The organism is Streptosporangium sp. NPDC023825, from assembly GCF_040639575.1.
Taxonomy (GTDB): domain Bacteria; phylum Actinomycetota; class Actinomycetes; order Streptosporangiales; family Streptosporangiaceae; genus Streptosporangium.
In genome coordinates this window covers 146369-168852 of the sequence record NZ_JBFAAE010000001.1, presented here as the reverse complement: position 1 = coordinate 168852, position 22484 = coordinate 146369, and the positions used below count along the sequence as shown (strand labels likewise).

Annotated in this window: 21 protein-coding genes; 15 read left to right on the top strand and 6 right to left on the bottom strand. The window is 71.0% G+C overall.

Annotated features, from left to right (window positions below):
- Window positions 1-543 precede the first annotated feature (543 nt).
- The 7 genes from AB0G15_RS00775 to AB0G15_RS00745 all read left to right on the top strand — a co-directional run bounded on the left by AB0G15_RS00775 (window position 544) and on the right by AB0G15_RS00745 (window position 6230).
- Window positions 544-1158 carry a hypothetical protein gene (locus tag AB0G15_RS00775; protein WP_362834304.1) on the top strand — a complete coding sequence of 205 codons (615 nt, stop codon included), beginning with the start codon at window positions 544-546 and terminating at the stop codon, window positions 1156-1158.
- Window positions 1159-1949: 791 nt separating this feature from the next.
- Entirely contained in the window at window positions 1950-2297 is a 348-nt protein-coding gene (locus tag AB0G15_RS00770; protein ID WP_362834303.1) for a hypothetical protein, read from the top strand.
- The gene (locus AB0G15_RS00765; RefSeq protein WP_362834302.1) at window positions 2294-2842 is read left to right on the top strand and encodes a pyridoxamine 5'-phosphate oxidase family protein; all 549 of its coding nucleotides are present in this window, start codon (window positions 2294-2296) and stop codon (window positions 2840-2842) included. The genes AB0G15_RS00770 and AB0G15_RS00765 overlap by 4 nt, the downstream gene beginning before the upstream one ends.
- Window positions 2843-2886: 44 nt before the next feature.
- Window positions 2887-4728, top strand: a complete 1842-nt coding sequence (gene asnB, locus AB0G15_RS00760) for an asparagine synthase (glutamine-hydrolyzing) (RefSeq protein WP_362834301.1) — start codon at window positions 2887-2889, stop codon at window positions 4726-4728.
- Between the two features lie 206 nt (window positions 4729-4934).
- Window positions 4935-5303, top strand: a complete 369-nt coding sequence (locus AB0G15_RS00755; RefSeq protein ID WP_362834300.1) for a Rid family hydrolase — start codon at window positions 4935-4937, stop codon at window positions 5301-5303.
- Window positions 5304-5502: 199 nt separating this feature from the next.
- Window positions 5503-5970, top strand: coding sequence for a PhzA/PhzB family protein (locus AB0G15_RS00750; protein ID WP_362834299.1), 468 nt, complete (start codon window positions 5503-5505; stop codon window positions 5968-5970).
- Between the two features lie 83 nt (window positions 5971-6053).
- Entirely contained in the window at window positions 6054-6230 is a 177-nt protein-coding gene (locus AB0G15_RS00745) for a hypothetical protein (RefSeq protein ID WP_362834298.1), read from the top strand.
- A 139-nt stretch (window positions 6231-6369) separates the two neighbouring features.
- Here the strand turns inward: AB0G15_RS00745 and AB0G15_RS00740 are convergent, their stop codons facing one another.
- Entirely contained in the window at window positions 6370-6579 is a 210-nt protein-coding gene (locus tag AB0G15_RS00740) for a hypothetical protein (protein WP_362834297.1), read from the bottom strand.
- Between the two features lie 83 nt (window positions 6580-6662).
- On the opposite strand from AB0G15_RS00740, the gene AB0G15_RS00735 reads away from it, so the two are divergent.
- The 4 genes from AB0G15_RS00735 to phzG all read left to right on the top strand — a co-directional run bounded on the left by AB0G15_RS00735 (window position 6663) and on the right by phzG (window position 10644).
- Window positions 6663-7286: an isochorismatase family protein gene (locus tag AB0G15_RS00735; protein ID WP_362834296.1), complete on the top strand. Its 624-nt coding sequence runs from the start codon at window positions 6663-6665 to the stop codon at window positions 7284-7286.
- Complete coding sequence (locus tag AB0G15_RS00730) at window positions 7283-9124, top strand: anthranilate synthase family protein (RefSeq protein ID WP_362834295.1); 1842 nt, start codon at window positions 7283-7285, stop codon at window positions 9122-9124. The genes AB0G15_RS00735 and AB0G15_RS00730 overlap by 4 nt, the downstream gene beginning before the upstream one ends.
- Window positions 9125-9188: 64 nt before the next feature.
- Entirely contained in the window at window positions 9189-10016 is an 828-nt protein-coding gene (locus AB0G15_RS00725) for a PhzF family phenazine biosynthesis isomerase (protein WP_362834294.1), read from the top strand.
- Window positions 10009-10644: a phenazine biosynthesis FMN-dependent oxidase PhzG gene (gene phzG / locus AB0G15_RS00720; protein WP_362834293.1), complete on the top strand. Its 636-nt coding sequence runs from the start codon at window positions 10009-10011 to the stop codon at window positions 10642-10644. Before AB0G15_RS00725 ends, phzG begins: the two co-directional genes overlap by 8 nt.
- A gap of 146 nt (window positions 10645-10790) precedes the next feature.
- On the opposite strand, the gene AB0G15_RS00715 is transcribed toward phzG, so the two are convergent.
- Window positions 10791-12239 (bottom strand): amidase, encoded by a 1449-nt coding sequence (locus AB0G15_RS00715; RefSeq protein ID WP_362834292.1) that lies wholly within the window; start codon window positions 12237-12239, stop codon window positions 10791-10793.
- 428 nt (window positions 12240-12667) lie between these two features.
- Here AB0G15_RS00715 and AB0G15_RS00710 point away from each other — a divergent pair, with 428 nt between their 5' ends.
- Window positions 12668-12898: a hypothetical protein gene (locus AB0G15_RS00710; RefSeq protein WP_362834291.1), complete on the top strand. Its 231-nt coding sequence runs from the start codon at window positions 12668-12670 to the stop codon at window positions 12896-12898.
- A 2-nt stretch (window positions 12899-12900) separates the two neighbouring features.
- Complete coding sequence (locus AB0G15_RS00705) at window positions 12901-13218, top strand: hypothetical protein (protein WP_362834290.1); 318 nt, start codon at window positions 12901-12903, stop codon at window positions 13216-13218.
- Between the two features lie 319 nt (window positions 13219-13537).
- Here AB0G15_RS00705 and AB0G15_RS00700 read toward each other — a convergent pair whose 3' ends face one another.
- The 3 genes from AB0G15_RS00700 to AB0G15_RS00690 all read right to left on the bottom strand — a co-directional run bounded on the left by AB0G15_RS00700 (window position 13538) and on the right by AB0G15_RS00690 (window position 20517).
- Entirely contained in the window at window positions 13538-14431 is an 894-nt protein-coding gene (locus AB0G15_RS00700) for an oxidoreductase (protein ID WP_362834289.1), read from the bottom strand.
- 452 nt (window positions 14432-14883) lie between these two features.
- Window positions 14884-15297 (bottom strand): VOC family protein, encoded by a 414-nt coding sequence (locus tag AB0G15_RS00695; RefSeq protein ID WP_362834288.1) that lies wholly within the window; start codon window positions 15295-15297, stop codon window positions 14884-14886.
- A gap of 309 nt (window positions 15298-15606) precedes the next feature.
- On the bottom strand, window positions 15607-20517 hold the full coding sequence (locus AB0G15_RS00690) for an ATP-dependent helicase (protein ID WP_362834287.1): 4911 nt from the start codon (window positions 20515-20517) through the stop codon (window positions 15607-15609).
- A 314-nt stretch (window positions 20518-20831) separates the two neighbouring features.
- Here AB0G15_RS00690 and AB0G15_RS00685 point away from each other — a divergent pair, with 314 nt between their 5' ends.
- Window positions 20832-21320: a VOC family protein gene (locus tag AB0G15_RS00685; RefSeq protein ID WP_362677461.1), complete on the top strand. Its 489-nt coding sequence runs from the start codon at window positions 20832-20834 to the stop codon at window positions 21318-21320.
- A 225-nt stretch (window positions 21321-21545) separates the two neighbouring features.
- Complete coding sequence (locus tag AB0G15_RS00680; protein ID WP_362834286.1) at window positions 21546-21740, top strand: DUF3046 domain-containing protein; 195 nt, start codon at window positions 21546-21548, stop codon at window positions 21738-21740.
- Window positions 21741-21963: 223 nt separating this feature from the next.
- Here the strand turns inward: AB0G15_RS00680 and AB0G15_RS00675 are convergent, their stop codons facing one another.
- Window positions 21964-22242: a hypothetical protein gene (locus AB0G15_RS00675; protein WP_362677457.1), complete on the bottom strand. Its 279-nt coding sequence runs from the start codon at window positions 22240-22242 to the stop codon at window positions 21964-21966.
- Window positions 22243-22484: the final 242 nt, after the last annotated feature.

Sequence of the window (22484 nt, the reverse complement as noted above, 5' to 3'; positions counted from 1 at the left end):
ATCACGACGTCATGCGAAGAGTGACGCCCCGGATACTTTGGGGGTTCGAGAGGGAGGTCATCGGCGGACTCCCTTTCTGTGGCGCACGCACGGTGTGTAGTCATTCCTCGAACGTGGCTCGCCGACCTTTCGACGTCATGTGTTTATGGTCACGCGAAGGATGATCGGGCGGGTCCGGAAGTCCAAAATCGCTAGGTCCGGAAACCCGTAGCCGTCCTGGTTCCAGTGTTGTAGTACCAGCTCCTATTCAATGTCCGAATCGCACGCTCAGCCCGTGATTTCTCATCTTTTCACCGTTGACAGGCGCCACCTCCAGAGTGTTATCTGGTCCTTAACGTCGATCCGGACGGAAAAAAACGGGTGGGGACCCGGGCATCGTCAATCCGGACGGCGAAACGGGCGGGGTCCGGGCATCGTCAATCCGGACGGCAAAACGGACGGGGGTCCGGGCATCTTAGAACCGGGCGGCAAAACGGGGGCTTCAAGCATCGCAGCAAGACGCCTCATTTCCCCATGCCGCCACCTCTAGTTCAGGGAGCTGACATGAAGAGAGTCGTCTGCAAATTATCGGTCGTCACCACAGCCCTTCTGCTGGTCGTTGGCTATCCCGTCGGTCCCACCGCCGCCCAGGTGTCCGTGGCGACGGGTGCTCCGTCGGCGGTGAAGGAACCCCATCCGCCGGCCCACGCCGCGACGCATGCCGGCACCAGCGTCAAGGCGCTGTCCGGTGCCAAGTCCCCCGCCGAGCTGCTGAAGATCTTGGGCGAGAGGATTCAGGCCAAGGACTTGGACGGAATCATCGCTCTCCATGAGCCCGAAGCGGCGGTTGTCCTGTATGACGGAACAATTGCCAGGGGCCACAAGGAAATCCGGGCGATGTACGTCGATTGGTTCAAGTCGAATCCGATTCTCAAAGTCAATCCCCTCCAAACCGTGGAGGCGGGAGGAAAGCGCGGATGGGACGGAAAGGTGCGTGGCCGCACGGCGGCCATCATGGGTGATTACACCTTGGAGCAGACCGCGCCCGACGGTACCCGCGAAAGTTTCACCGGGAATTTCTGCGACACCGTGAGTGAGCAGCCGGACGGCACATGGCTGTACGTTCAGGATAACCCGTACCCGCCCCATGGCGGCGCGCAGCAGACGCGGCACCACTGACCGGACCGCCTCGGCGGTCTCGTCTTCTTTGTGCTCAGCCGGCTGGTCATTCTTTGTGCTCAGCCGGCTGGCCGGTGAGTCGGCTGTACAAACGGGAGCTCAACCAGCTGTACAAACGGGGGCTCAATTCGCCATGCCCAAAATGACGACGTGACCGAATGTGCCGGGGCCCGGTACGGCGCCTACCGGATCGGGGAGAAGCGCACGGCCCGGATCGGGGAGAAGCGCACGGCGCTCCGTGACCCGCGGCTCAACCCCCAGCCGGGCCGTTTCCGCGGTCTCGGCCTGGCGTGCGCGGGTGACGGACCGGCCCGGGGAAAGATCGTGCCGGGCCTCGCTCCGATCACGGCGGGCAGGGTGCTCACCACGTGGCGCCACAGGGCGTTTCTCCGCTCGGACCTCCTGGCGCGGCCGCGCCCGGCTGATCGTCTGCGGGGTGTACGCACAGGCCGGTGTGCCGGTGAACGGTTCGAGAGCCGTTCACCGGCGACATCCGGTCATCGGAAGGTCCCGAACCAGGGCATCCAGTGCGAAACAGACCTGTACGGCTCGCCGGAACGGGCGGGCTTCCACAACACCCATGTGGCCCTCGCACGCGCCGCGCACCCCGAGTGTCCCGGCGTCGGCGAGATGCGGGTCAGCCCGGATGCCAGGCGCGGGGGAGGTGCGCGTCCTGGGCGGGTCGCATTCGGCTCGATGTGGTTCCCCCTCGAACCGATGTGCCCCAGGACGGGCCGCGCGTCCTCACCGCGCCTGACGCCACTGACGGTGACCAAGGAGGCATTGAACGCATGAAAGCCACCATCTCCTGGTGGGATCTCTCCAGGTCGGACCAGACCATCGACTCCCTGCGCGCCCATCTGCGAGAAGAGGGCGTGGCGCCGTGGGCGCAGATTCACGGGCTGCGGTTGAAGTTCTGGATCTCCGATCGGCTGACCAACCGCTGGGGCGCGGTGATGCTGTGGGAGTCCACGGCAGACCTCACGGTGCCGATGCCGCCGAACCGGGCCACCGAGCTCATCGGATACCCGCCGACCCACCGAATGGCGACCGACGTCGAGGCCATCGTCGAAGGTGCCCACTCCGGTCGGCTGGTCGATCTCGGCCTGGCCTTCGAGCCGGCCGGGAAGTCGCCGTGAGCGTACCGAACCCGGCCCTGGAGGCCTTCGAGTTCTCCGCCCCGCCCGCCGAACCGATGGACCTGGTCCAGGCCTGGTTCGACAGCGCGGTCGCGCACGCCGTTCGCGAGCCTGGCGCGCTGGCGCTGGCCACCGCCGATGCCCGCGGCCACGCCTCCAACCGGATGGTGCGGGTGCTCGCGGTCCGCGACACGGGGCTGGTGTTCGCCAGCCGTGCCGGCAGCCGCAAGGGCCGCGACATGGCCGAGACGGGCTGGGCGTCGGGCGTGCTGTACTGGCGCGAGGACGGCCGGCAGGTGATCGTCACCGGTCCCACCCACGCGTTGCCCGACGCGGAATCCGATGTTCTGTGGACCACCTGGCGGGCGCGGGCCCTGCAGCTGGGTCGCACCGGTTTGGCGCTGTCGCGCCCGGCCGCCTGGCTGGGCTACCTGCTTGAGCCGGATTCGGTCGAGTTCTCGCAGGCCGACCCGACCCGGTTGCGTCAGAAGCTGCGTTACGAGCGCGCCGGCTCCGGCTGGCGCACCGATCGACCCCGATCTTGACCCGTGCCCTGCACAGTACGCATGAGACGTAGAAGGGTAAAACTATGTGTGGAATTGCTGGCTGGGTCTCGTTCGATCGAGATCTGACCGGGCACCAGGCGGACCTCGACGCGATGACGGCGACCATGGCCTGCCGGGGACCGGACGCCGAAGGCACCTGGCTTGATCGGCACGCGGTGCTGGGCCACCGGAGACTGGCGGTCATCGACATCGAAGGCGGCAGCCAGCCCATGTCGGTGCGTACCGACGACGGTGAGGTGGCGATCACCTACAGCGGCGAAGCCTACAACTTCGCCGAGCTCCGCAGTGAGCTGCTCCGCCGTGGTCACCGGTTCCGGACCCGTAGCGATACCGAGGTGGTGCTGCACGGCTACCTGGAGTGGGGCGAAGCGGTCGCCGAACGGCTCAACGGCATGTACGCCTTCGCCATCTGGGACGCCAGGGCCGACAAGCTCGTCATGATCCGCGACCGGATGGGTATCAAGCCGCTCTATTACTCCAATACCGCTGACGGGGTGCTGTTCGGTTCCGAGCCGAAGGCGATCCTCGCCAATCCGCTGGCGGACCGCGCGATCGACCTCGACGGCCTGCGTGCGCTGTTCAGCTTCACGCAGCCGCCCGGAGGCGCGCTGTGGTGCGGGATGCGCGAGGTGGCACCCGGTGGCCTGGTCATCGTCGACCGTGCCGGCCTGCGCGAACGTCGCTATTGGACCCTGCAGACCCGTGAGCACACCGATGACCGGAAGACCAGCGTCGAGACCGTGCGCTCGTTGCTCGAGGACATCGTGCGCCGTCAACTGGTCGCCGACGTGCCGCGCTGCACGCTGCTCTCCGGTGGGCTGGACTCCAGCGTGACCACCGCACTGGCCGCCGCCCAGCTCGCCGAGCACGGAGAGCAGGTGCGCAGCTTCGCGGTGGACTTCGTCGGGCAGACGGACAACTTCGTCGGCGACGAGCTGCGCGGCACGCCAGACGCCCCCTATGCGCGTGAAGTGGCCAAGCACGTCGGCTCGCAGCATCAGAACATCATGCTCAAGCATTCCGCGATGGCCGATCCGGAGGTGCGCCGCGCGGTGATCACCGCTCGGGACAGCCCGCTCACCCTCGGCGACATGGACGCTTCGCTGTACTTGCTGTTCAAGGCCATCCGTGAGCACTCCACGGTCGCCCTGTCCGGGGAGTCCGCCGACGAGGTCTTCGGCGGGTACAACTGGTTCCACCAGCCCGAGGTGCAGGCCGCGAACACCTTCCCGTGGATGGCCGTCTTCGTGACCGGCGCGCGAGCCCAGGTATCCGACCGGTTCAACGCCGAGATCACCGCCGCCCTCGACCTGCCCGGCTACATTCGCGACCAGTACGCCGGCGCGGTCGCCGAGGTCGAGCGGGCCGACGGTGAGACCGACCACGAGAGGCGGATGCGGGTGATCTCCTACCTGCATCTGACCCGGTTCGTCAGAATGCTCCTGGACCGGAAAGACCGGATAAGCATGGCCGTCGGGCTGGAGGTCCGGGTCCCCTTCTGCGACCACCGGCTCGTGGAGTACGTCTACAACACCCCGTGGTCGTTGAAGACCTTCGACGGCAGGGAGAAGAGCCTGCTCCGCGCCGCGAGCGCCGACCTGCTCCCCGAGTCGGTGCTGTACCGGGCGAAGGCGCCCTACCCGGCCACCCGGGACCCGCTCTACACCAGCGTCCTGCTGCAGCAGGCCAAGGAACTGCTCGCGACCGACGATCCGGTGTTCGATCTTGTCGACCGCAGCTGGCTGGACGGTGTCGCGCGGCAGGAGTCGGTCACGATGCCCATCGACGTCCGCAACGGCATCGAGCGAGTACTCGATCTGAGCACCTGGCTGGACATCTACCGTCCCCAGCTCCGGCTGCTCTGACACATCGGGCCGGCCGGCCGGGGCCACACCGACCCACCGGCCGCCGCCCGGCATGTCCGGGGCGACGTCCGGGCCGGCCACCGGAAGCGGTCGCGCGGGCCGTCGCGGAGCACGCCGATCGCGCCCGGCCGATCACCAGGACACGAACACCCGGCCACACAAGAGAGGCAGTGCACGTGCCACACACCATCGTCAATCCTGACGGTTTGCACGACCCGATCCCGTTCGGCTACAGCCACACCGCCGCCACCCCGGCCGGCACGGAGCTGGTGTTCGTCTCGGGTCAGTACGGATCGGGCGCCGACGGCGCGGTCGTCTCGACCGACTTCACCGAGCAGGTGCGGCAGGCGTTCCGCAACCTCGGCGTCGCTCTCGCCGCCCACGGGCTCGACCTCGGCCACGTCGTCCAGCTCAGGACGTACGTGGTGAACCTCGACTTCGACAAGCTCGGGGCGATCGCCAAGGTCGTGCAGGGCGGCGGCGACAGCCCTCCCACGCAAACCGTCATCGGGGTCGCCGGCCTGGCCATGCCCGACATCCTGTTCGAGGTCGAAGCCGTCGCCGCGCGGTCCTGAGACACTCGCCGCCGCCCGCGCCCGGGGCCGTCCGACCCGACGCCCCGGCCCGGGTCCACCGGACGGCCACGGCGGTCAACCGTTCTGGCCGGACCGCGCGGCCGACCAAGAAGTCGCACCACCGCAAGGTTCCGGTCTCCGACAAGGCCGGAATATGACTTCCGAACACCGCAGTCAATGGGCAGGGAAAGGGAAAGTCATGTGGAATGACGACCACGCTGAACTTCGCCGGAAAAACCGGGCCACGGTCGAGAAATACATGAACACGACCGGCCAGGATCGGCTCAAGCGCCATTTGCTGTTCACCGAAGACGGCGTCGGCGGCCTCTGGACGAACGACACCGGAAAGCCGATAGTCATCAACGGGAAAGATCGGCTCGCGGCGCACGCGGTCTGGTCGCTGGAATGCTTTCCCGACTGGGTGTGGATCAACATCCAGATCTTCGAGACGCAGGATCCGAACTTCTTCTGGGTCGAGTGCGACGGGGTAGGAGCCATCCGATTCCCCGGTTACCCGGAAGGACGGTATGAGAATCACTTCCTTCACTCCTTCGAGCTCGCCGACGGCCTGATCAAGCGGCAGCGCGAGTTCATGAACCCCTTCGAGCAGCTGCGCGCGCTCGGCATCCCGGTGCCGCAGGTCAGGCGCGAGGGCATCCCGACCTGAGCGGAGCTCGGACGACGGCAGACATCCAGCTCAGCGCCACGCCGCGGCAGCCGGTCCGGGACAACCCCGCGCAGGTCCGCCGGGTGACCGAGGTGCCGGCCGACCGGCCGGCACCGGCTCGGGCGGGTGACGCGCGCGGCGTGCTCGCCGCCGGGCGGACCCTGGTTCCGCAGGCGGGCGACCGCGCGGAGGATCCGGCGGAGTGTACGGCGGAGCACATCGCACGCGAGCGCGGCGGGGTGGACGCCCGCGCTCTGTGAGCGGCTGGGCCGCGATCCCGGCCGCCTGCGGCCCATCGCCCGGACGGGCACCGACCTGGCCGCCTCGCGTCTGTCTCCGCCGGTCGTGGCGGCGCGCCGGTCCGGGCACCGGGTCATCCGACTCTGTCACCCGACTCCGTCACCCGATGCGCGGCAGCACCGTGCGCGCTCCGGACAGCCACAAGACGCGCCCGGCGGAGACCCTCCGGCGCGAGGCGCACGCCTTCGTCCCGGCCGGCGGCGTGCCGGGCGGGCTCCACCTGGAGGCCGCCTCGGACGGCGTCGCCGACGAGAGCCGCTTCGACCAGGCGAGGGAGCGCAACACCACGACGTGTGACTCGTTTCTCAACCCTCTGACAGGCCGTACAGGTCATCTCCGCCTGGAGCGACTGGCGCCCCGGGCACTCACCGGACCCTCGATGGAGGACGATCATGCCCGGGATCCCCCCGATCACCCCCTACCCGCTGCCCACGGCAGGAGACCTGCCCCGCAACACCGCCCGCTGGACTCCCGACCCTGCTCGCGCGGTCCTGCTCATTCACGACATGCAGCGTTACTTCCTCAAGCCCTTCTCGCCGTTGATGCGCGAAGAACTCGTCGGGGCCGTCGCCCGGCTCCGCGAGCAGAGCGCCGCGCAGGGCGTGCCCGTCGCCTACACCGCCCAGCCGGGCTCGATGACCGACGAGGAACGCGGCCTGCTCAAGGACTTCTGGGGATCCGGCATGCGCCGCGCCCCGGAGGACCGGCTCATGGCCGACGAGCTCGCCCCGGCGCCGGGCGACTGGGAGTTCACCAAGTTCCGCTACAGCGCCTTCGCCCGCACCGACCTGCTGGAGCGGCTGCGTGCCGCCGGGCGCGACCAGTTGATCGTCTGTGGCGTGTACGCCCACGTCGGCGTACTCATGACGGCGGTCGACTCCTTCACCCACGACCTGGAGACCTTCCTGGTCGCCGACGCGGTGGCCGACTTCTCGCCCGACTACCACCGGCTGGCCCTGACCTACGCCGCCGAGCGCTGCGCCGTACTGCTCACCGCGAAGGAGGTCTGGCCATGACGGACCTGCTGAGCCGCCTGTGCGAGGCCCCCGCCTTCGCCCTGCTGCACCGGCCGGAGTCCGGCGCGCCCGGTACGGTCGACGTGCTGCTGGGCGAGGTGACCGAGGTGACGCGCCTGGCCGACCTGCCCCTGGAGGACCAGGCGCCCGCCCGGGAGGGGCCGTGGCACGAGGTGCTGGCGATCATCCCGTTCCGGCAGATACGTGAGCGCGGTTACGCCTGCTCCGACGACGGCGTGCCCCTGCTGGCGATGAAGGTGACGGACCAGGAGGTCATCTCGGCCGGCCAGGCGCTCACCCGCCTTCCCGACCGGCCCATCTCCACCACGGGCGGCGAGTTCGACGTCTCGGACGACCAGTACGCCGAAATCGTCCGCCGGGTGCTCAAGGAGGCGATAGGTGAGGGCGAGGGGGCCAACTTCGTCATCAAGCGCTCCTTCGTCACCACCATCGACGACTACACGCCCGCCCACGCCCTGGCCCTGTTCCGCAGGCTGCTGGAGATGGAGTCGGGCGCCTACTGGACCTTCCTCGTCCACACCGGAGAGCGCACCTTCGTCGGCGCCACCCCCGAGCGGCACCTGACGCTGCGCGACGGCGTGGCGACGATGAACCCGATCAGCGGCACCTACCGCTATCCGCCCACCGGCCCCGAGCTCGGCGACCTCATGGACTTCCTGGCCGACCGCAAGGAGTCGGAGGAGCTCTACATGGTCCTCGACGAGGAGCTGAAGATGATGACCCGCTTCTGCGCGCCCGGCGTGCGGGTGGCGGGCCCGCGGCTGAAGGAGATGTCGCGCCTGGCGCACACCGAGTACTACATCGAGGGCACGAGCGACTGGGATGTCCGCGACATCCTGCGCGAATCCATGTTCGCCCCGACCGTCACCGGCAGCCCGCTGGAGAACGCCTGCCGCGTCATCGAGCGCTACGAGCCGCACAGCCGGGGCTACTACAGCGGCGCCATGGCTCTGATCGGCCGCGACGCCGCCGGCGCGCGGACGCTCGACTCGGCGATCCTCATCCGTACCGCGGAGGTCGACGCTCGCGGTGAGACGAGGATCGGGGTGGGCGCAACCCTCGTGCGCCACTCCGACCCGGTGTCGGAGATCGCCGAGACCCGTGCCAAGGTGGCCGGGCTGCTGGCCGCACTCGCCCCCGGCACCAGGACGGGGCTCGGCCGCCATCCCGACGTCCGCGCGGCCCTGGCCCGCCGCAACAGCGACATCTCCGGCTTCTGGCTCGGGCACGGCGACGCGGAGGGCCGGGACCTCACCGGGGTGCGCACACTGATCATCGATGCGGAGGACACCTTCACCTCCATGCTCGACCACCAGCTCCGCTCCCTGGGCATGGCGGTCACCGTCCGCCGCTACGACGAGGACCCGGACCTGAGCGGCCACGACTTCATCGTGCTCGGCCCCGGCCCGGGCGACCCGCGCGACCTCACCCACCCCAAGATCGCCTACCTGGACCGGGCGGTTCGCGAGCTTCTGGACGGTCAGACCCCCTTCCTCGCCGTGTGCCTCAGCCACCAGGTGCTCTCCCGGGCGCTCGGCTTCCCCCTGGGCCGCCGTGCCGTACCGAACCAGGGAGCGCCGCGCACGATCGACCTGTTCGGAGCCACCGAGCGCGTCGGTTTCTACAACACCTTCGCCGCCCGCCCGGACGCCGAGGACAGGGGAGACCTGGAGCTCTGCCTCGATCCGGAAAACGGCGAGATCCACGCCCTGCGCGGCGCGCACTTCGCCTCGATCCAGTTCCACGCCGAGTCGGTGCTCACCCGCAACGGCCCGCGCATCCTCTCCTCCCTGATCAGAAGGGCGATGCCATCATGACCGAGCTTGCCCGGGTCATCCGCGAACACCACGACCTCGCCATGAGGCCGATGAAAGAGGACTCATGACGCATCCCTACGTGGTTGTCGACTCCTTCACCGACACCCCGCTGTCCGGCAACCCGGTCGCCGTCCTCTTCGACGCCGAGGACCTGACCGCCGACCGCATGCAGGCCATCGCCAAGGAGATGAACCTCTCCGAGACGACCTTCGTCCTGCCCGCCCGCGAGGACGGCGACTACCACGTCCGCGTCTTCACCCCGGTCAACGAGCTGCCCTTCGCGGGCCATCCGCTGCTGGGCACCGCGGTCGCACTCGGCGAGTTCTTCGACGGCGACCGGCTGCGGCTGGAGACCAAGATGGGCGTCATCCCCTTCGACCTGGTGCGCGAGGGCGACGCGGTGGTCGCGGCGACGATGGAACAGCCGATCCCCACCTTCGCGGGGTTCGCGCGGGAGGAGGAACTGCTGGCGGCGCTGGGGCTGGAGAGCTCCACCCTCCCGGTCGAGATCTACGTCAACGGACCGCGCCACGTCTTCGTCGGCCTGCCGAGCATCGAGGCGCTGGCCGGGCTCCGCCCCGACCATCGGGCGCTGGCGGCCTTCGAGGACATGGCGACCAACTGTTTCGCCGGATCGGGGACGTACTGGCGCAGCCGCATGTTCTCCCCGGCGTACGGGGTGCAGGAGGACGCGGCCACCGGCTCCGCGGCCGGCCCGCTCGCCCTGCACCTGGGACGGCACGGCCGCGTCGGGTTCGACACGTGGATCGAGATCCACCAGGGCGTCGAGATGGGCCGCCCCTCCCTGATGCGGGCCCACGCCGAAGAGAGCGGCCGGACCCTGGTTTCCGGCGCCGCCGCACCCGTGGCCAGAGGAGTGATCCTTGTCTAGCCGATACGAAAGTCTCACGGGCCCCACGGACCTGGACTTCCCGGAGTACGGCTCCCCGCCGCCCGAGCCGCTGGAGCTGGCGGGCCGATGGCTGGCGGCCGCCGTCGACGCCGGCGTGCGCGAACCCAAGGCGCTGGCCCTGGCCACCGCCGACAGCCGCGGCCGTCCTTCCAGCCGGACGGTGATCGTGCAGGAGCTCGACCGGCGCGGCCTGCTCTTCGTCACCCACGCCACCAGCCAGAAGGGCCGGGAGATCGCCGAGAACGGCTGGGCTTCCGGACTGCTCTACTGGCGGGAAACCGCCCAGCAACTGATCTTCTCTGGTCCGGTCGTACGGCTCGGCGCGGCCGAGGCCGACCTGCTCTGGGCGGCCAGGCCCGCCCCCTTGCTCCCCATGTCCACCGCCTCCTGGCAGAGCGACTCCCTGGACGATCCGGAGGCGGTGCTGAAGGAGGCCGAGCGCCTGGCCCTACTCCGGGAACCGCTGCCGAGGCCCGACCGGTTCGCCGGTTATCGCCTGGAACCCACCGCGGTGGAGTTCTGGGCCGCGGCCTCGTCCCGGTTGCACCGCAGGCTACGCTACGAACTGGCCGAGGACGGCTGGCGGGCCGTCCGGCTCCAGCCCTGATTCCCGGCCGAAGGGCTCATCCACCTCCGGCGCGTCCGCGATCCTGTCCCCCCGGCGCCCGCCCGCGCGCGTCCGCGCGTACGTGCCGAGCCTGGAACACCGCTCACCGGCCCGCCTGCCCGCTCGAGGCGGGCCGGTGACGGCGTTCAGAATCCCGGCGGGCGGCGGAATCCGCCGATCACCTCGGCGAGGCGCTGCACGAACCGGACCGCGGTGCGGTCATGCAGGTAGGGCGCGATCACCTGGATGCCGACAGGAAGGCCCTCCCGGGTCGTCCCGATCGGCGCCACCGCGGCGGGCAGGTGGTTGAGCGCCGCCGGCGTCGTCCAGGTGAACATGTCGAGGTACGGGCGGTCGGCGCCGTTGATCCGCAGGGTCCGGCCGGCCCGGCCGAGGTCGGGGTTCTGGTCGTGGGGGAAGGCGGCGGTCGGGGCCGCCGGGCAGAGGAGCACGTCGACGTCGTCGAAGAACTCGGCCCAGCGGCGACGGGAGTGCTGCCGGCGGTCGTCGAGTGCGTGCCAGTCGCGGAAGCGGACGGTCTGATCCGACGCGAACCCGCCCGCGGCCCCCTCCGCCGCGGCGAGTTCCACCAACCCGGCGTAAGACTCCTCCGGCTCGATCAGCCCGCTCTGCGCCATCAGCAACGGCCAGAAGAGGGCCATCGTCTCGGCGAGCCCGACCGGGCCCCCGCCCTCGACCACGACGGCGCCCTCGGCGCGCACCGCTTCCAGCGCCGCCTGCATGACCGCGACCACCTCGCCGTCGACGGGGCAGAACGGGTCGTCGAGCCATGCCGCGACCCGGAACCCCCGCAGCGCCTCCGACCGGGAGGCGGGCAGTTCCAGCCGCCACGCCGGGGCGAGGTCGCGGTCCGGCCCGGCGAGGACGTCGAGACCCAGGTCGAGGTCGTCGGCGTGCCTGCCGAGCGGGCCGAGCACCGCCATGTCGAACTCCGCCAGCGTCCCGGGGGCGTGTCCGGAGACGCTGCCGAACCTCGGCACGATCCCGTACGACGTGCGCAGCCCGTAGACGCCGCAGAAGTGGGCGGGCACCCGGATCGAGCCCGCCGTGTCGCCGCCGAGTTCCAGACCGGTCAGCCCTGCGGCGAGCGCCGCGGCGGATCCGCCCGACGAACCGCCGGGAACGCGGGCCGGGTCCCACGGGTTGTTCGTGGTCCCGTAGATCTCGTTGAAGGTCTGGTAGTCCCGGGCGTCGGCCGGCAGGTTGGACTTGCCGAACACGATCGCTCCCGCGGCCCTGAGCCGCTCGACCGACTCGGCGTCCCGCGTCGAGACGTGGTGTCCCCAGCGGGTCGTGCCCCCGGTGGTCCGCATGCCCGCGACCTCCAGGCTGTCCTTCACGGTCACCGGGACGCCGTGCAGGCGACCGAGCGGCTCGCCGTGGGAGACCGCGCGGTCGGCTTCCCGCGCCGCGGCCCGCGCCCCTTCCACGTCCAGGGCGACAATGGCGTTCACCTGCGGACCGAACCGCTCTCCACGGGACAGGTAGTGGTCGAGCAACTCGACGCTCGACACCTCTTTCGCCGCGACGGCGGCAGCGAGTTCACCGGCGGAACAAAATGTCAGATCAGTCATGAGAACCTCCGAGAAAAACCTGAACCGTGCGGCGATCACGCACTGTCAGGACGGCACTGCATTCTCTTCGAGAAATCGCCCCCGCCGGCGCCGCTGAATACCACAATATGGGCCGTGATCCTTATCCCACAATATGGTTCACGATTCTTTCCCGCCGCGGAGTTTCCGTTGCAGGGCTTGACTTCGAGACATTGGACCGGACCTCGCCGCCTATCGGTCCGGTGCAGCGCAGGGTGGCGCAGAATTACTGGGTAAACGCAATCCGACGTGCGGGCCGACACTTCTTCCACCGTGAGAACACAAGTGGAAACGGTCACGTTTCCCGCGTGGCGGGGCGATCGGGCCGACGCGTCCGCAGCCGATTCCCGCACTGCTCGGACGCTTGGCGGCCCATCTGGTCGGCTCGGTCGCGCCGGTTCGACCACGGGGTGCGGGCGCACCAGGTTTTTTTGGCGGCGTGCCCGGCCGGCCCCGCGGCGCCGCGGCGCCTGCTCGGCACGGTCGGCACCCCGCGTCCGGCCTTGATCGGTGCCGCCAGGACGGCTAGCCTGATCGCCGTGCTGCCGGAAGGCGGGGCCGAGGCGAGCGCGTCACGCGCGAAGAGCCCCGATCACGACGAGCCGCTCGACCATGTCGCCATGGAGTTTGGGATCGACTGACGATGAGCGCGGAAGAGGATTTCAAACAGGTCGGCGCCGAGCTGGCCGACCTGGGTGTGGGGATCTCCAGGATGATGGGGAATCCCGCGCTGAAAGACCAGGCGGGGAAGGTGTTCGCGAGCCTGCAGCGCGACGGCGCGATGGTGTTCCGGCTGGTGAGGGACACCCCCGAACACACAGCCGCGCTCCAGCTGGCCGGGGCGTCCCTGTTCGATCCCTCGGGGCGGGGCAGGACGATAAAGGACTGGGTGGTCGTGCCCCACTCCTCGGTCGAGAAATGGGCGGATCTGGCCGAGGCCGCCCTCAGCCGCCCACGCTGACCGGTAGGTCACGTCGACGGTGTGGCGGTGGGTGCCCGAGTCGGGCAGGGCGCGGAGCACGACGTCGGTGAGGTTGGCTTGCCGCTTGACCGCCGACCTTCGCATTCGCCCGGGTCGATGATGAAGTGGGCGGTTGCTCCGCGGACCCGGGCCGGGGTCGGCAGGTACTGCACTGGTCGCAATGGCGCCGACGCCATCAGGCCACCGCCCGGCGTTGCCACTACCGGCGCAGATCCCAGCCGTGATCGCGAAGTGTCACCGGATACCGGGAGATGCCCGCGTCGCGGGCCAGGCGTGCGCGTAGCCTTGCCGGTGGGCCCTAACCCAGGGAGGCGAGGCGGGCTGCCTCGTCGTCCGACAGCCGCAGCGCCGCGGCGGCCACGTTCTCCGTCAGGTGCTCCAGGTTGCCGGTGCCCGGGATGGCCAGCACGTTCGGTCCCTGATGCAGCGTCCAGGCCAGCCGGATCTGCGCGGGGGTGGCGTCGCGGGCGCGGGCGATGGCGAGTACCTCCTCGTGCTCCGTGCCGCCGGCGCCCGTCTCGCGCCCGGCGCCGGCGATCGAGAAGAACGGCACGAACGCGATGCCCTGCTCGGCGCAGCTTCGCAGGAGCTCCTGCTCGCTGGGCGGGGCGCCGACGCCGAAGGCGTTCTGCAGGCAGACCACCGGCGCGATGGCCTGAGCCTCGGCCAGATGCGCGGAAGTGGCGTTGGAGACACCCAGGTGGCGGACGAGGCCGGCGGTGCGCAGGTCGGCCAGTGCGCCGAAGTGGTCGGCGATCGAGCCGGTTCGCCTGCTCGGTGGGATACGTAGGTTGACGACGTCGAGATGGTCGCGGTCGAGGGCGCGCAAATTCTTTTCCACCTGGCCGCGCAACTCCTCTGGGGCGGCCCACGACCACGCGCCTGACGGGTCCCGGGACGGCCAGACCTTCGAGGCGATGACAAGGTTGTCCGGGTAGGGGGCCAGGGCCTGGCGGATCAGCTCGTTGGCCGCCAGGTGCGGTGAGAAGTAGTACGCGGCAGTGTCCACGTGATCGACGCCCAGCTCGACCGCGCGGCGCAGCACGGCGATCGAGCGGTCGCGGTCGCCGGGGACGCCCGGGCCGAAGGCGACGCTGCCCGTCAGGCGCATCGTGCCGAACCCGATCCGGTTGATGGTCAGATCACCGAGGTTCCAGGTCCCCGCCGCCGCGGCGGGAGTGGCAAAAGTCATGATCATCCTTACGTCTTCGTGTGATTACGTGCCGCGGTCATCGGAGTCTGGCCGGATCCGGGCATGAAAAAAGCCTCCCCGGCGGGCTGGACCCGGCTGGGAAGGCTCAAAAATCTGCTGGTCAGCATATCAACTCGGCCAGGCTCCTCGCCCGCCGTTGCCACACCGGCGCCGATTCCAAGCGTGATCGCGAAGTGTCGCTGGAGTGCCGGCGCGCCCCGGGGCGGTGGGGAACAACCTTCCTTCCACCCCGGACCTTCCTTCCACCCCGGCCGGGACGCACCGGGGTGGAAGGAGCGTTCGAGGTGGTCGTGGATCCGCTCGCGCCTCCCGTCGGCCTCGGGACCGGCCGGCTGACCGACTACTGCGTCAGACGGGGCCGCCGGCGACAGGACCTGAGGGATTCCGCGGGGACCGGTCCGAGACTCCGAGCGCGTCGGCTCCGTGGTCGATCAGGTTTGCTGCTGGGTGATGTTGAACATCCAGGTGATCCCGAACTGGTCCACCAGCGTGCCGGCCTCGTCACCCCAGACCTGCTTCTCCAGGGGCATCGCCACGGTGCCGCCAGAGGACAACTTCTCGAAGTGGCCGCGGAGTGCGTCGCCGTCGTCGCCTCCGAGGTAAACCGCAACATTGTTGCCCGGGTTGTAGGGCACCCTCTCCGGCGCGTCCCACGCCATCAGCGTGTAGCCGTCCGGGGTGTCGAGCCGGGCGTGCATGAGCTTGTCGGCGTCGGGCGAGTCGGGTGAGCCGAATTCCGAGACCGTCATGATCTCCAGCTCGCCGCCGAAGACCCCCTGGTAGAACTCCATCGCCTGCCGCGCGTTCCCGTTGTAAGCGATGTAAGGGTTGAGCTTGGACCCCATGGGACGGCTCCTTCGCGTGAGTGAATGGCGAACGGCTGGGATCGTAGTGGCGGGCACCGACAGTTTTCCGAACCCGGCAGCGCGATGGCGGCCCGGCTCGCCGGAACGAGGACGTCCGCCAAGAGCGCCCAACAGAACGGTCCCCGCTGTGCTTCGGTCCCTCGCTGCGGCCGGGAGGCGAGGAGCAAGAACGGCGAGTCCGGCGAGGCCGGAGCCGTGGGAGGCCGGTGGTCGAGACGAACCGAGCACACACCGCGCTCGGTGGCCGCCATCCGCCGGCCGCGTACCCGACCTCCCAGGTCAGTACGACTAGGCCCGCAGGCGCAGGCCCCTGGGAGTCGGGTGGAAACCGGCGGCCTCCAGGGCGGCGCCCAGGGGGGAGTCGTTGATGGCGGTGCCGTCCGCCCGCTCGACGGTCAGCTTGCCCAGCGCACCGTCGCGCACGGCGAGCGCGAGGGCGTCGACGGCGGGCCGGAGGCGGTCGTCGCCGGAGAAGGACAGCAGGGTCTTGCCACCGCGCTCGACGTAGAGGACCAGGTGCCCGTCGACGAGCACGACCAGGGAACCGGCCTTCCTGCCGGGCTTGTGGGACACCTCCCCGGGATGCGCGGGCCACGGCAGGGCCGCCCCGTACGGACTGGCCGGGTCGGCGGCCGCCAGCACCACCGCCCGCCGGGCGTCCCCCCCAGCCCTCTCCGGCTTCGGCGCACTCCACGGGTCGAGCGCCGGTGCCGTGTCCGGGTGGGTGGGGGAGGGGGACGTGGCGCGCATCCGGTCGACGGCACCGGGGAGGGCGAACTGGGCGCCGCCCAGCCCCTCCACGAAGTAACCCCTGCGGCACCGGCCGCTCTCCTCGAAGGCGCGGAGCACCTGGTAGACGGCGGCGAACCCGCCCGGCAGCCGCTCGGCGGTCACCGCACCCCTGGTCACCACGCCGTGCCGCTCCAGCAGCACCTCGGCCTGGGCGTGGGCGCGCTGGGTGGCGTCCTCCGCGAGGGCGGGCAGTGCCCACCAGCGCCCGCCCACCGTGGGCGGGCCGCTCCTGGTCGGCAGCACCGCCCGCCGTCGCCGGGTCGGGGCCGGGCGGTGCGCGGGGCGTCCCGTCCCGAGGACGGCACGCAGCGGCGCCAGCGTGTCGCCGGTGATCCGGCCCGACCACACCAGGTCCCACACGGCGGCGGACAGGGCGCGGTCGTCCGGGACGGCACCGGCCAGGAGGGCGCCGGCCCGGCCGCCCAGCTCGCGGAAGAACAGCGCGCCCCCACCGCCCAGAACCTCCAGCACCGCCTCGTGCACCGGCGTCAGGGTGATGTCGGCGGGGCCGGGCATCAGCAGCGGCGCGGTGTCGGCGAAGTAAAGGGACACCCAGCCGTCGCCGCCCGGCAGGGACCCCTGCCCCACCCAGATCACCTCGCCGGAGGCCGTCAGCTCGTCCAGGAACGACGGGTCGTACCCGGGCACCCGCGAGGGCAGGATCAGCGTCTCCAGTGCCGACGCGGGCACCGACGCGCCCTGCAACTGCTCGATCGCTCCCACCAGCGCGTCGATCGGCGGCCTGCCCCGCTGCGGGGCGCCGGTGATGCCGTGCCAGGCGGGCGCGAAGGCGGCCAGGGTCTCCGGGGGGACCGGCTCCACCTCCTTGCGGAGCCTGGCCAGGGACCTGCGGCGCAGCATCCGCAGCACCCCCGCGTCGCACCACTCCTCGCCCCGGCCACCCGGCCGGAACTCCCCGCTCACCAGCCGCCCCGAGGCGGCCAGGCGGCGCAGCGCGTCGGTGACGACCGCGGGACCGAGACCGAACCTGGCCGCGGCGGTGCTCGCGAGGAAGGGGGTGCGCGTACGGGCGTGCCGGGCCAGCAGATCGCCCAGCGGGTCGTCGACCGGCTCGAGGAACGCGTGCGGAACCCCGACGGGCAGCGGCACGCCGAGCGCGTCGCGCAACCGGGCGGCATCCTCGATCGCCGCCCACCGCTCCTGCCCCGCCACCCGCACCCTGATGGCCCGCCGGGAGCCCTCCAGCACGGTCAGCCACGCCGGGTCGCCCTCGCGCACGCCGACGTCCTCGGCCACCAGGGGGCCGTGGGAGCGGAGCAGGTCGGCCAGGTCCTCGGCGTCGCGCAGCGGCCGGTCCAGCCGGGCCAGCTCCCGCTCGGCGTCGGTGATCACGTCGAGGTCGAGCAGCTCGCGCAGGTCCGCCTGGCCCAGCAACTCGGCCAGCAGGGTCGTGTCGAGCGCGAGCGCCTGGGCGCGGCGCTCGGCCAGCGGGGCGTCGCCCTCGTACATGAACGCGCCGATGTAGTTGAACAGCAGCGACGCCGCGAACGGCGACGCCTTGTCGGTCTCGACCTCCACCAGCCGGACCCGCCGCGCCTCGATGTCGCGCATCAGCCGGACCAGCCCCGGCACGTCGAACACGTCCTGAAGGCACTCGCGCATCGTCTCCAGCACCACGGGGAACGACCCGTAGCGGCCCGCCACGCTCAGCAGGTGCGAGGCGCGCTGCCGCTGCTGCCAGAGCGGCGACCGCCTGCCCGGCACGCGGCGCGGCAGCAGCAGGGACCGCCCCGCGCACTCGCGGAACCGCGCCGCGAACAACGCCGAACCGCCCAGCTCCTCGGTGACGATCCGCTCGATCTCGTCCGCGTCGAAGACCGCGACGTCGGACGGGGGATCGGAGAGCGTGTCGGGGATGCGCAGCACGATCCCGTCGTCGGAGTGCAGGGCCTGCACGTCGACGCCGTAGCGCTCCCGCAGCCGCCGCCCGATCGCCAGCGCCCACGGCGCGTGCACCCGCGCCCCGTACGGGGAGTGCACCACCACCCGCCAGTCGCCCAGCTCGTCGTGGAACCGCTCGACCAGCAACGTCCTGTCGTCCGGCACGTAGCCGGTCGCCTGCCGCTGCTCGGCCAGGTAGGAGAGCAGGTTGGCGGCGGCGTACTCGTCCAGCCCCGCCGCCCTGATCCTCTCCAGGGCCCCCTCACGCGCGGTGCCCCCCGCCGCCGCGCCCCCCGGTCTCGCGTTCTCCGCCATCCCGTTTCCCGCTTCGGCGCGTTCCGCTCCCGCGCCTCCCGTCCCCGCGCCCGGGGCGCGCCCACCTCCCGGCTCGGCGTCCGCGCCCGCCGCCGACATCTCGCGGAGGAACGCGCCGATGGCCCTGCCCAGCTCCGCCGGTCTCCCGGCGGTGTCGCCGTGCCAGAAGGGGAGCTTGCCCGGCTGGCCGGGGGCGGGCGTGACCAGCACCCGATCGGCCGTGATCTCCTGGATCCGCCAGGAGGTCGCGCCCAGCACGAACACGTCCCCGGCCCGCGACTCGTAGACCATCTCCTCGTCCAGCTCGCCCACCCGGGAGGACTTCTCCCCGACCAGGAACACGCCGAACAGCCCCCGGTCGGGGATCGTGCCGCCGTTGGTGACCGCCAGCCGCTGGGCTCCGGGGCGGCCCCGCAGGGTGCCGGTCACCCGGTCCCAGACGATGCGCGGCCGCAGCTCGGCGAACTCCTCGCTCGGGTAGCGGCCGGCGAGCATGTCGAGCGTCGCCTCCAGCGCGCTCCTGGGCAGCGTCCGGTAGGGGGCGGCCCGCCGCACGACCTCCTCCAGCTCGTCGACCGTCCACTCGTCCAGCGCGGTCATCGCCACGATCTGCTGGGCGAGCACGTCGAGAGGGTTGCGCGGGTAGCGCAGGTCCTCGATCTCCCCGCTCCTCATCCGCTCGGCCACCACGGCCGTCTGGACCAGGTCCCCCCGGTACTTGGGGAAGATCACGCCACGCGAGACCGCTCCCACCTGGTGCCCGGCCCGGCCGATCCGCTGCAGGCCGCTCGCCACGCTCGGCGGCGCCCCGACGCAGGCCACCAGGTCGACCGCGCCCATGTCGATGCCGAGCTCCAGGCTGGAGGTCGCGACCACGGCGGGCAGCCGCCCGGACTTGAGCGCCTCCTCGATCTGGGAGCGCTCCTCCTTCGACACCGAACCGTGGTGGGCCCGCACGATCTCCGGGACGACCCCCCTGGTCGCGCCGGCCTGCGCCATCGTCTCCGCCGGGGTGGAGAGGGAGGCCGGCGGGACCGGGAACCCCTCGGCCCAGTGCACCGGCTCCGCCCCCGCCCCCGCGTCCTGCCCGGCCGGCTCCTCGCCGGTCTCCCGCCGCTCCCACGCCAGCTCGTTGAGGCGGGTGCACAGCCTCTCGGCCAGGCGCCGGGAGTTGGCGAACACGATCGTGGAGCTGTGGTCTCCGATCAGCTCGAACAGCCGCTCCTCCACGTGCGGCCAGATCGACCGCCTGGCCGGGGTCTCGGTCAGCCAGCGGTCGTCGTCGGGGGCGGGCGGGGCGGGAGGCGTGTCGAGCTCGGTCATGTCCTCGATCGGGACGACCACCTCGACCTCGATCTCCTTTTCCGAGGGCGGCTGGACCACGGTCGCCGGGCGCGATCCGCCCAGGAAGGCGGCCACCTCGCTCACCGGCCGGACGGTCGCCGACAGGCCGATCCGCTGGGCGGGCCGGGGCAGGAGGGTGTCGAGCCGCTCCAGGCTGAGGGCCAGGTGCGCGCCGCGCTTGGTGGCCGCCACCGCGTGCACCTCGTCGACGATGACCGTCTCCACGCCGCGCAACGCCTCGCGGGCCTGGCTGGTGAGCAACAGGAACAGCGACTCGGGGGTGGTGATCAGGATGTCGGAGGGCCGGGTCGCGAACCGCCGCCGCTCCTCGGGGGCGGTGTCCCCGGACCGGATCGCCACCGAGATCTCCGGCACCGGGAGCCCGAGCCGCCGCGCGGTCTGCCTCAGCCCGGCCAGCGGCGCCCGGAGGTTGCGCTCGACGTCGACCGCCAGGGCCTTGAGCGGCGAGACGTACAGGACCCGGCAACGCCTCACCGGCTCGCCGTCCCCCCGGTCCCCCCGCGAACGCCCTCGCCCGCCCCGGGCGCTCGTACCGTCCGTACCACCGGTGCCACCCGTACCGGCCGTCGGGTCCGTGCCGGAGGATCCGGCGTCCAGGGGGGAGCCGGAAGCGGAGGAGGCGAGCCGGTCGAGCGACCACAGGAACGCGGCCAGCGTCTTGCCGGATCCGGTGGGCGCGACCACCAGCGTGTTGTCACCCCGGGCGATCGCCGCCCACGCCCCCTCCTGCGCGGCGGTCGGCGCGGCGAACGCCCCGGTGAACCAGTCCCTGGTCATCCGGGTGAAGTGATCGAGCGCCCCGCCCGTGCTCGCCGTCTCGCTCATCGCCGCCCCCTAGCTCCCGGTCCGGACGACCGACCGGCTCACCGCCCATACTGCACGGCCCCACCGACAGAACCCGTCACCGCCCGGCCGGCGCCCGGCCGATGACCGGGTGGCGGACGGGAGCAGCCGGTCCGCGCATCGCCTGCGGACGCGTGGCCCACCGGTGCCGCGGCCCCCGCGGGAGACCGGATCCGCGGCGTTCGCCGGGACGGTGACCATTCGCCACCATGACGTGACGTCCGGGATAGGTTGGCTCCCTGCCGTCGAGGACATGGCTTTGACGAACACACGACGTATTGAGTGGTGAGCTAACGGTGAGCATCGACCATCAGGCCATCGAGGCGACACGCGAGCGGATCAAGGCGGAGCACCTCAGGGCGCACCGCCCGCCGAGCAGTGCGAGGGGTCTGCACCACTTCGCGCTGATCTCCTCCGACGTCGAGACGACGATCGCGTTCTACCAGGACCTTCTGGAGTTCCCGCTGACGGAGATCTTCGAGAACCGCGACTACCGGGGATCGAACCACTTCTTCTTCGACATCGGCAACGGCAACCTGCTCGCCTTCTTCGACTTCCCCGACCTGGACCTCGGCCCCTACAAGGAGGTCCTCGGCGGGCTCCACCACGTCGCCATCTCCGTCGATCCCTCCACGTGGGAGCGCCTGCGGGGCAAGCTGGAGGCGGCGGGCGTTCCGCACCAGGTCGAGAGCGGCGCGTCGATCTACTTCGCCGACCCCGACGGGGCCCGCCTGGAACTGCTCGCCGACCCCCTCGGCGAGATGTACGGCTCCCGCGTGCTCTGACGCCTCTCCTCCGCCTCCGGCCGCTCCGGCCCTCGCCCCCTGTCCTCGCCTGCGACGCTCCCCCCGCCCCCCGCCCCCGGCCCTCGCCCCCGCTGCCGTCTCGCCTGCTCCGTCTACGGCTCGCCCCGTCCGGCGGCGGCCGGGAGCGCGGGACGCGGGCGGCCCGCGGCCCGGCGGCGCGCCGGGGTGGGTCGCTGCACGGCGGAGGGGATCCATACTTGGGGCATGCGTCTATCGGATTTCTGGAAGCGGATGAAGTCACACTTCGGCGACCAGTACGCCGAGTCGTGGGCCCGCGACTACGTCATCGCCGACCTCGGCGGCCGGACCGTGATCCAGGCGCTGGCCGAGGGGGTCGGAGCCAAGGAGGTCTGGCACGCCGTGTGCGGGGTGACCGACGTCGCGCCCGGGCTCCGCTGAGAGCCGCTAAGCACGCGGTCCGGTGAGCGGAGAGCGCGGAGGGCGGCCGGGAAGCGTGAAAGGCCGGAGAGCCTGAGGCCACGGTGGAAGCCCGAGAGCCCGAGAGCCCGAGAGCTCAAGAGCTCAAGAGCTCGTGAAAGCCCTGAGCCCACGGTGAAAGATCAGAGGGGTCGGGGGAAGGCCCGAGGGGCCCTTCGAAGGGCCGGGGAGCCGGAAGGGCCGGTCAGGACGGTTCCGTGAGCGGGGCGAGGAGCTTCTCCACAGAGTCGGCCGCCCGCGCGGGATCGTCGGCGCTCTCCTCACCGTCCGGCGCCCACAGGAACAGCCAGCCGTCCCTGACCGGGGTGGCGAAGACGATGGTCTGCCGGCGGCTGTCCGGATGCCACACCCACAGCACCGGGGCGGCGCCTCCGAGGGTGCGGCTCGCCAGCCCCCGTTGTCGCAGTTCGGCGGCGAGGGAATCGAGATGGGCTAGACGTTGCTGCGTGAACGTGTTGGGCACGTCGGGCACCTCGGGTCGTTTCCCCTCAGGATCACTCCAGGTCAACCCGGTTACAACAGGTCCTGGGCAATTCTTGGAAATGTCTCCTCCCGGATGGGGTCCGCATCTCCCGAAGCCGTGGCCTGGCGGCCTGCCCGGCCGCGCCCGGTCGTGCGGGGGAGGACTCCGCGGCGGTTCGAGACTCCCGCAACGTATGGTGCCAACGGGCGGCGATCGAACAGTCGTTCGGCTATATTGAACAA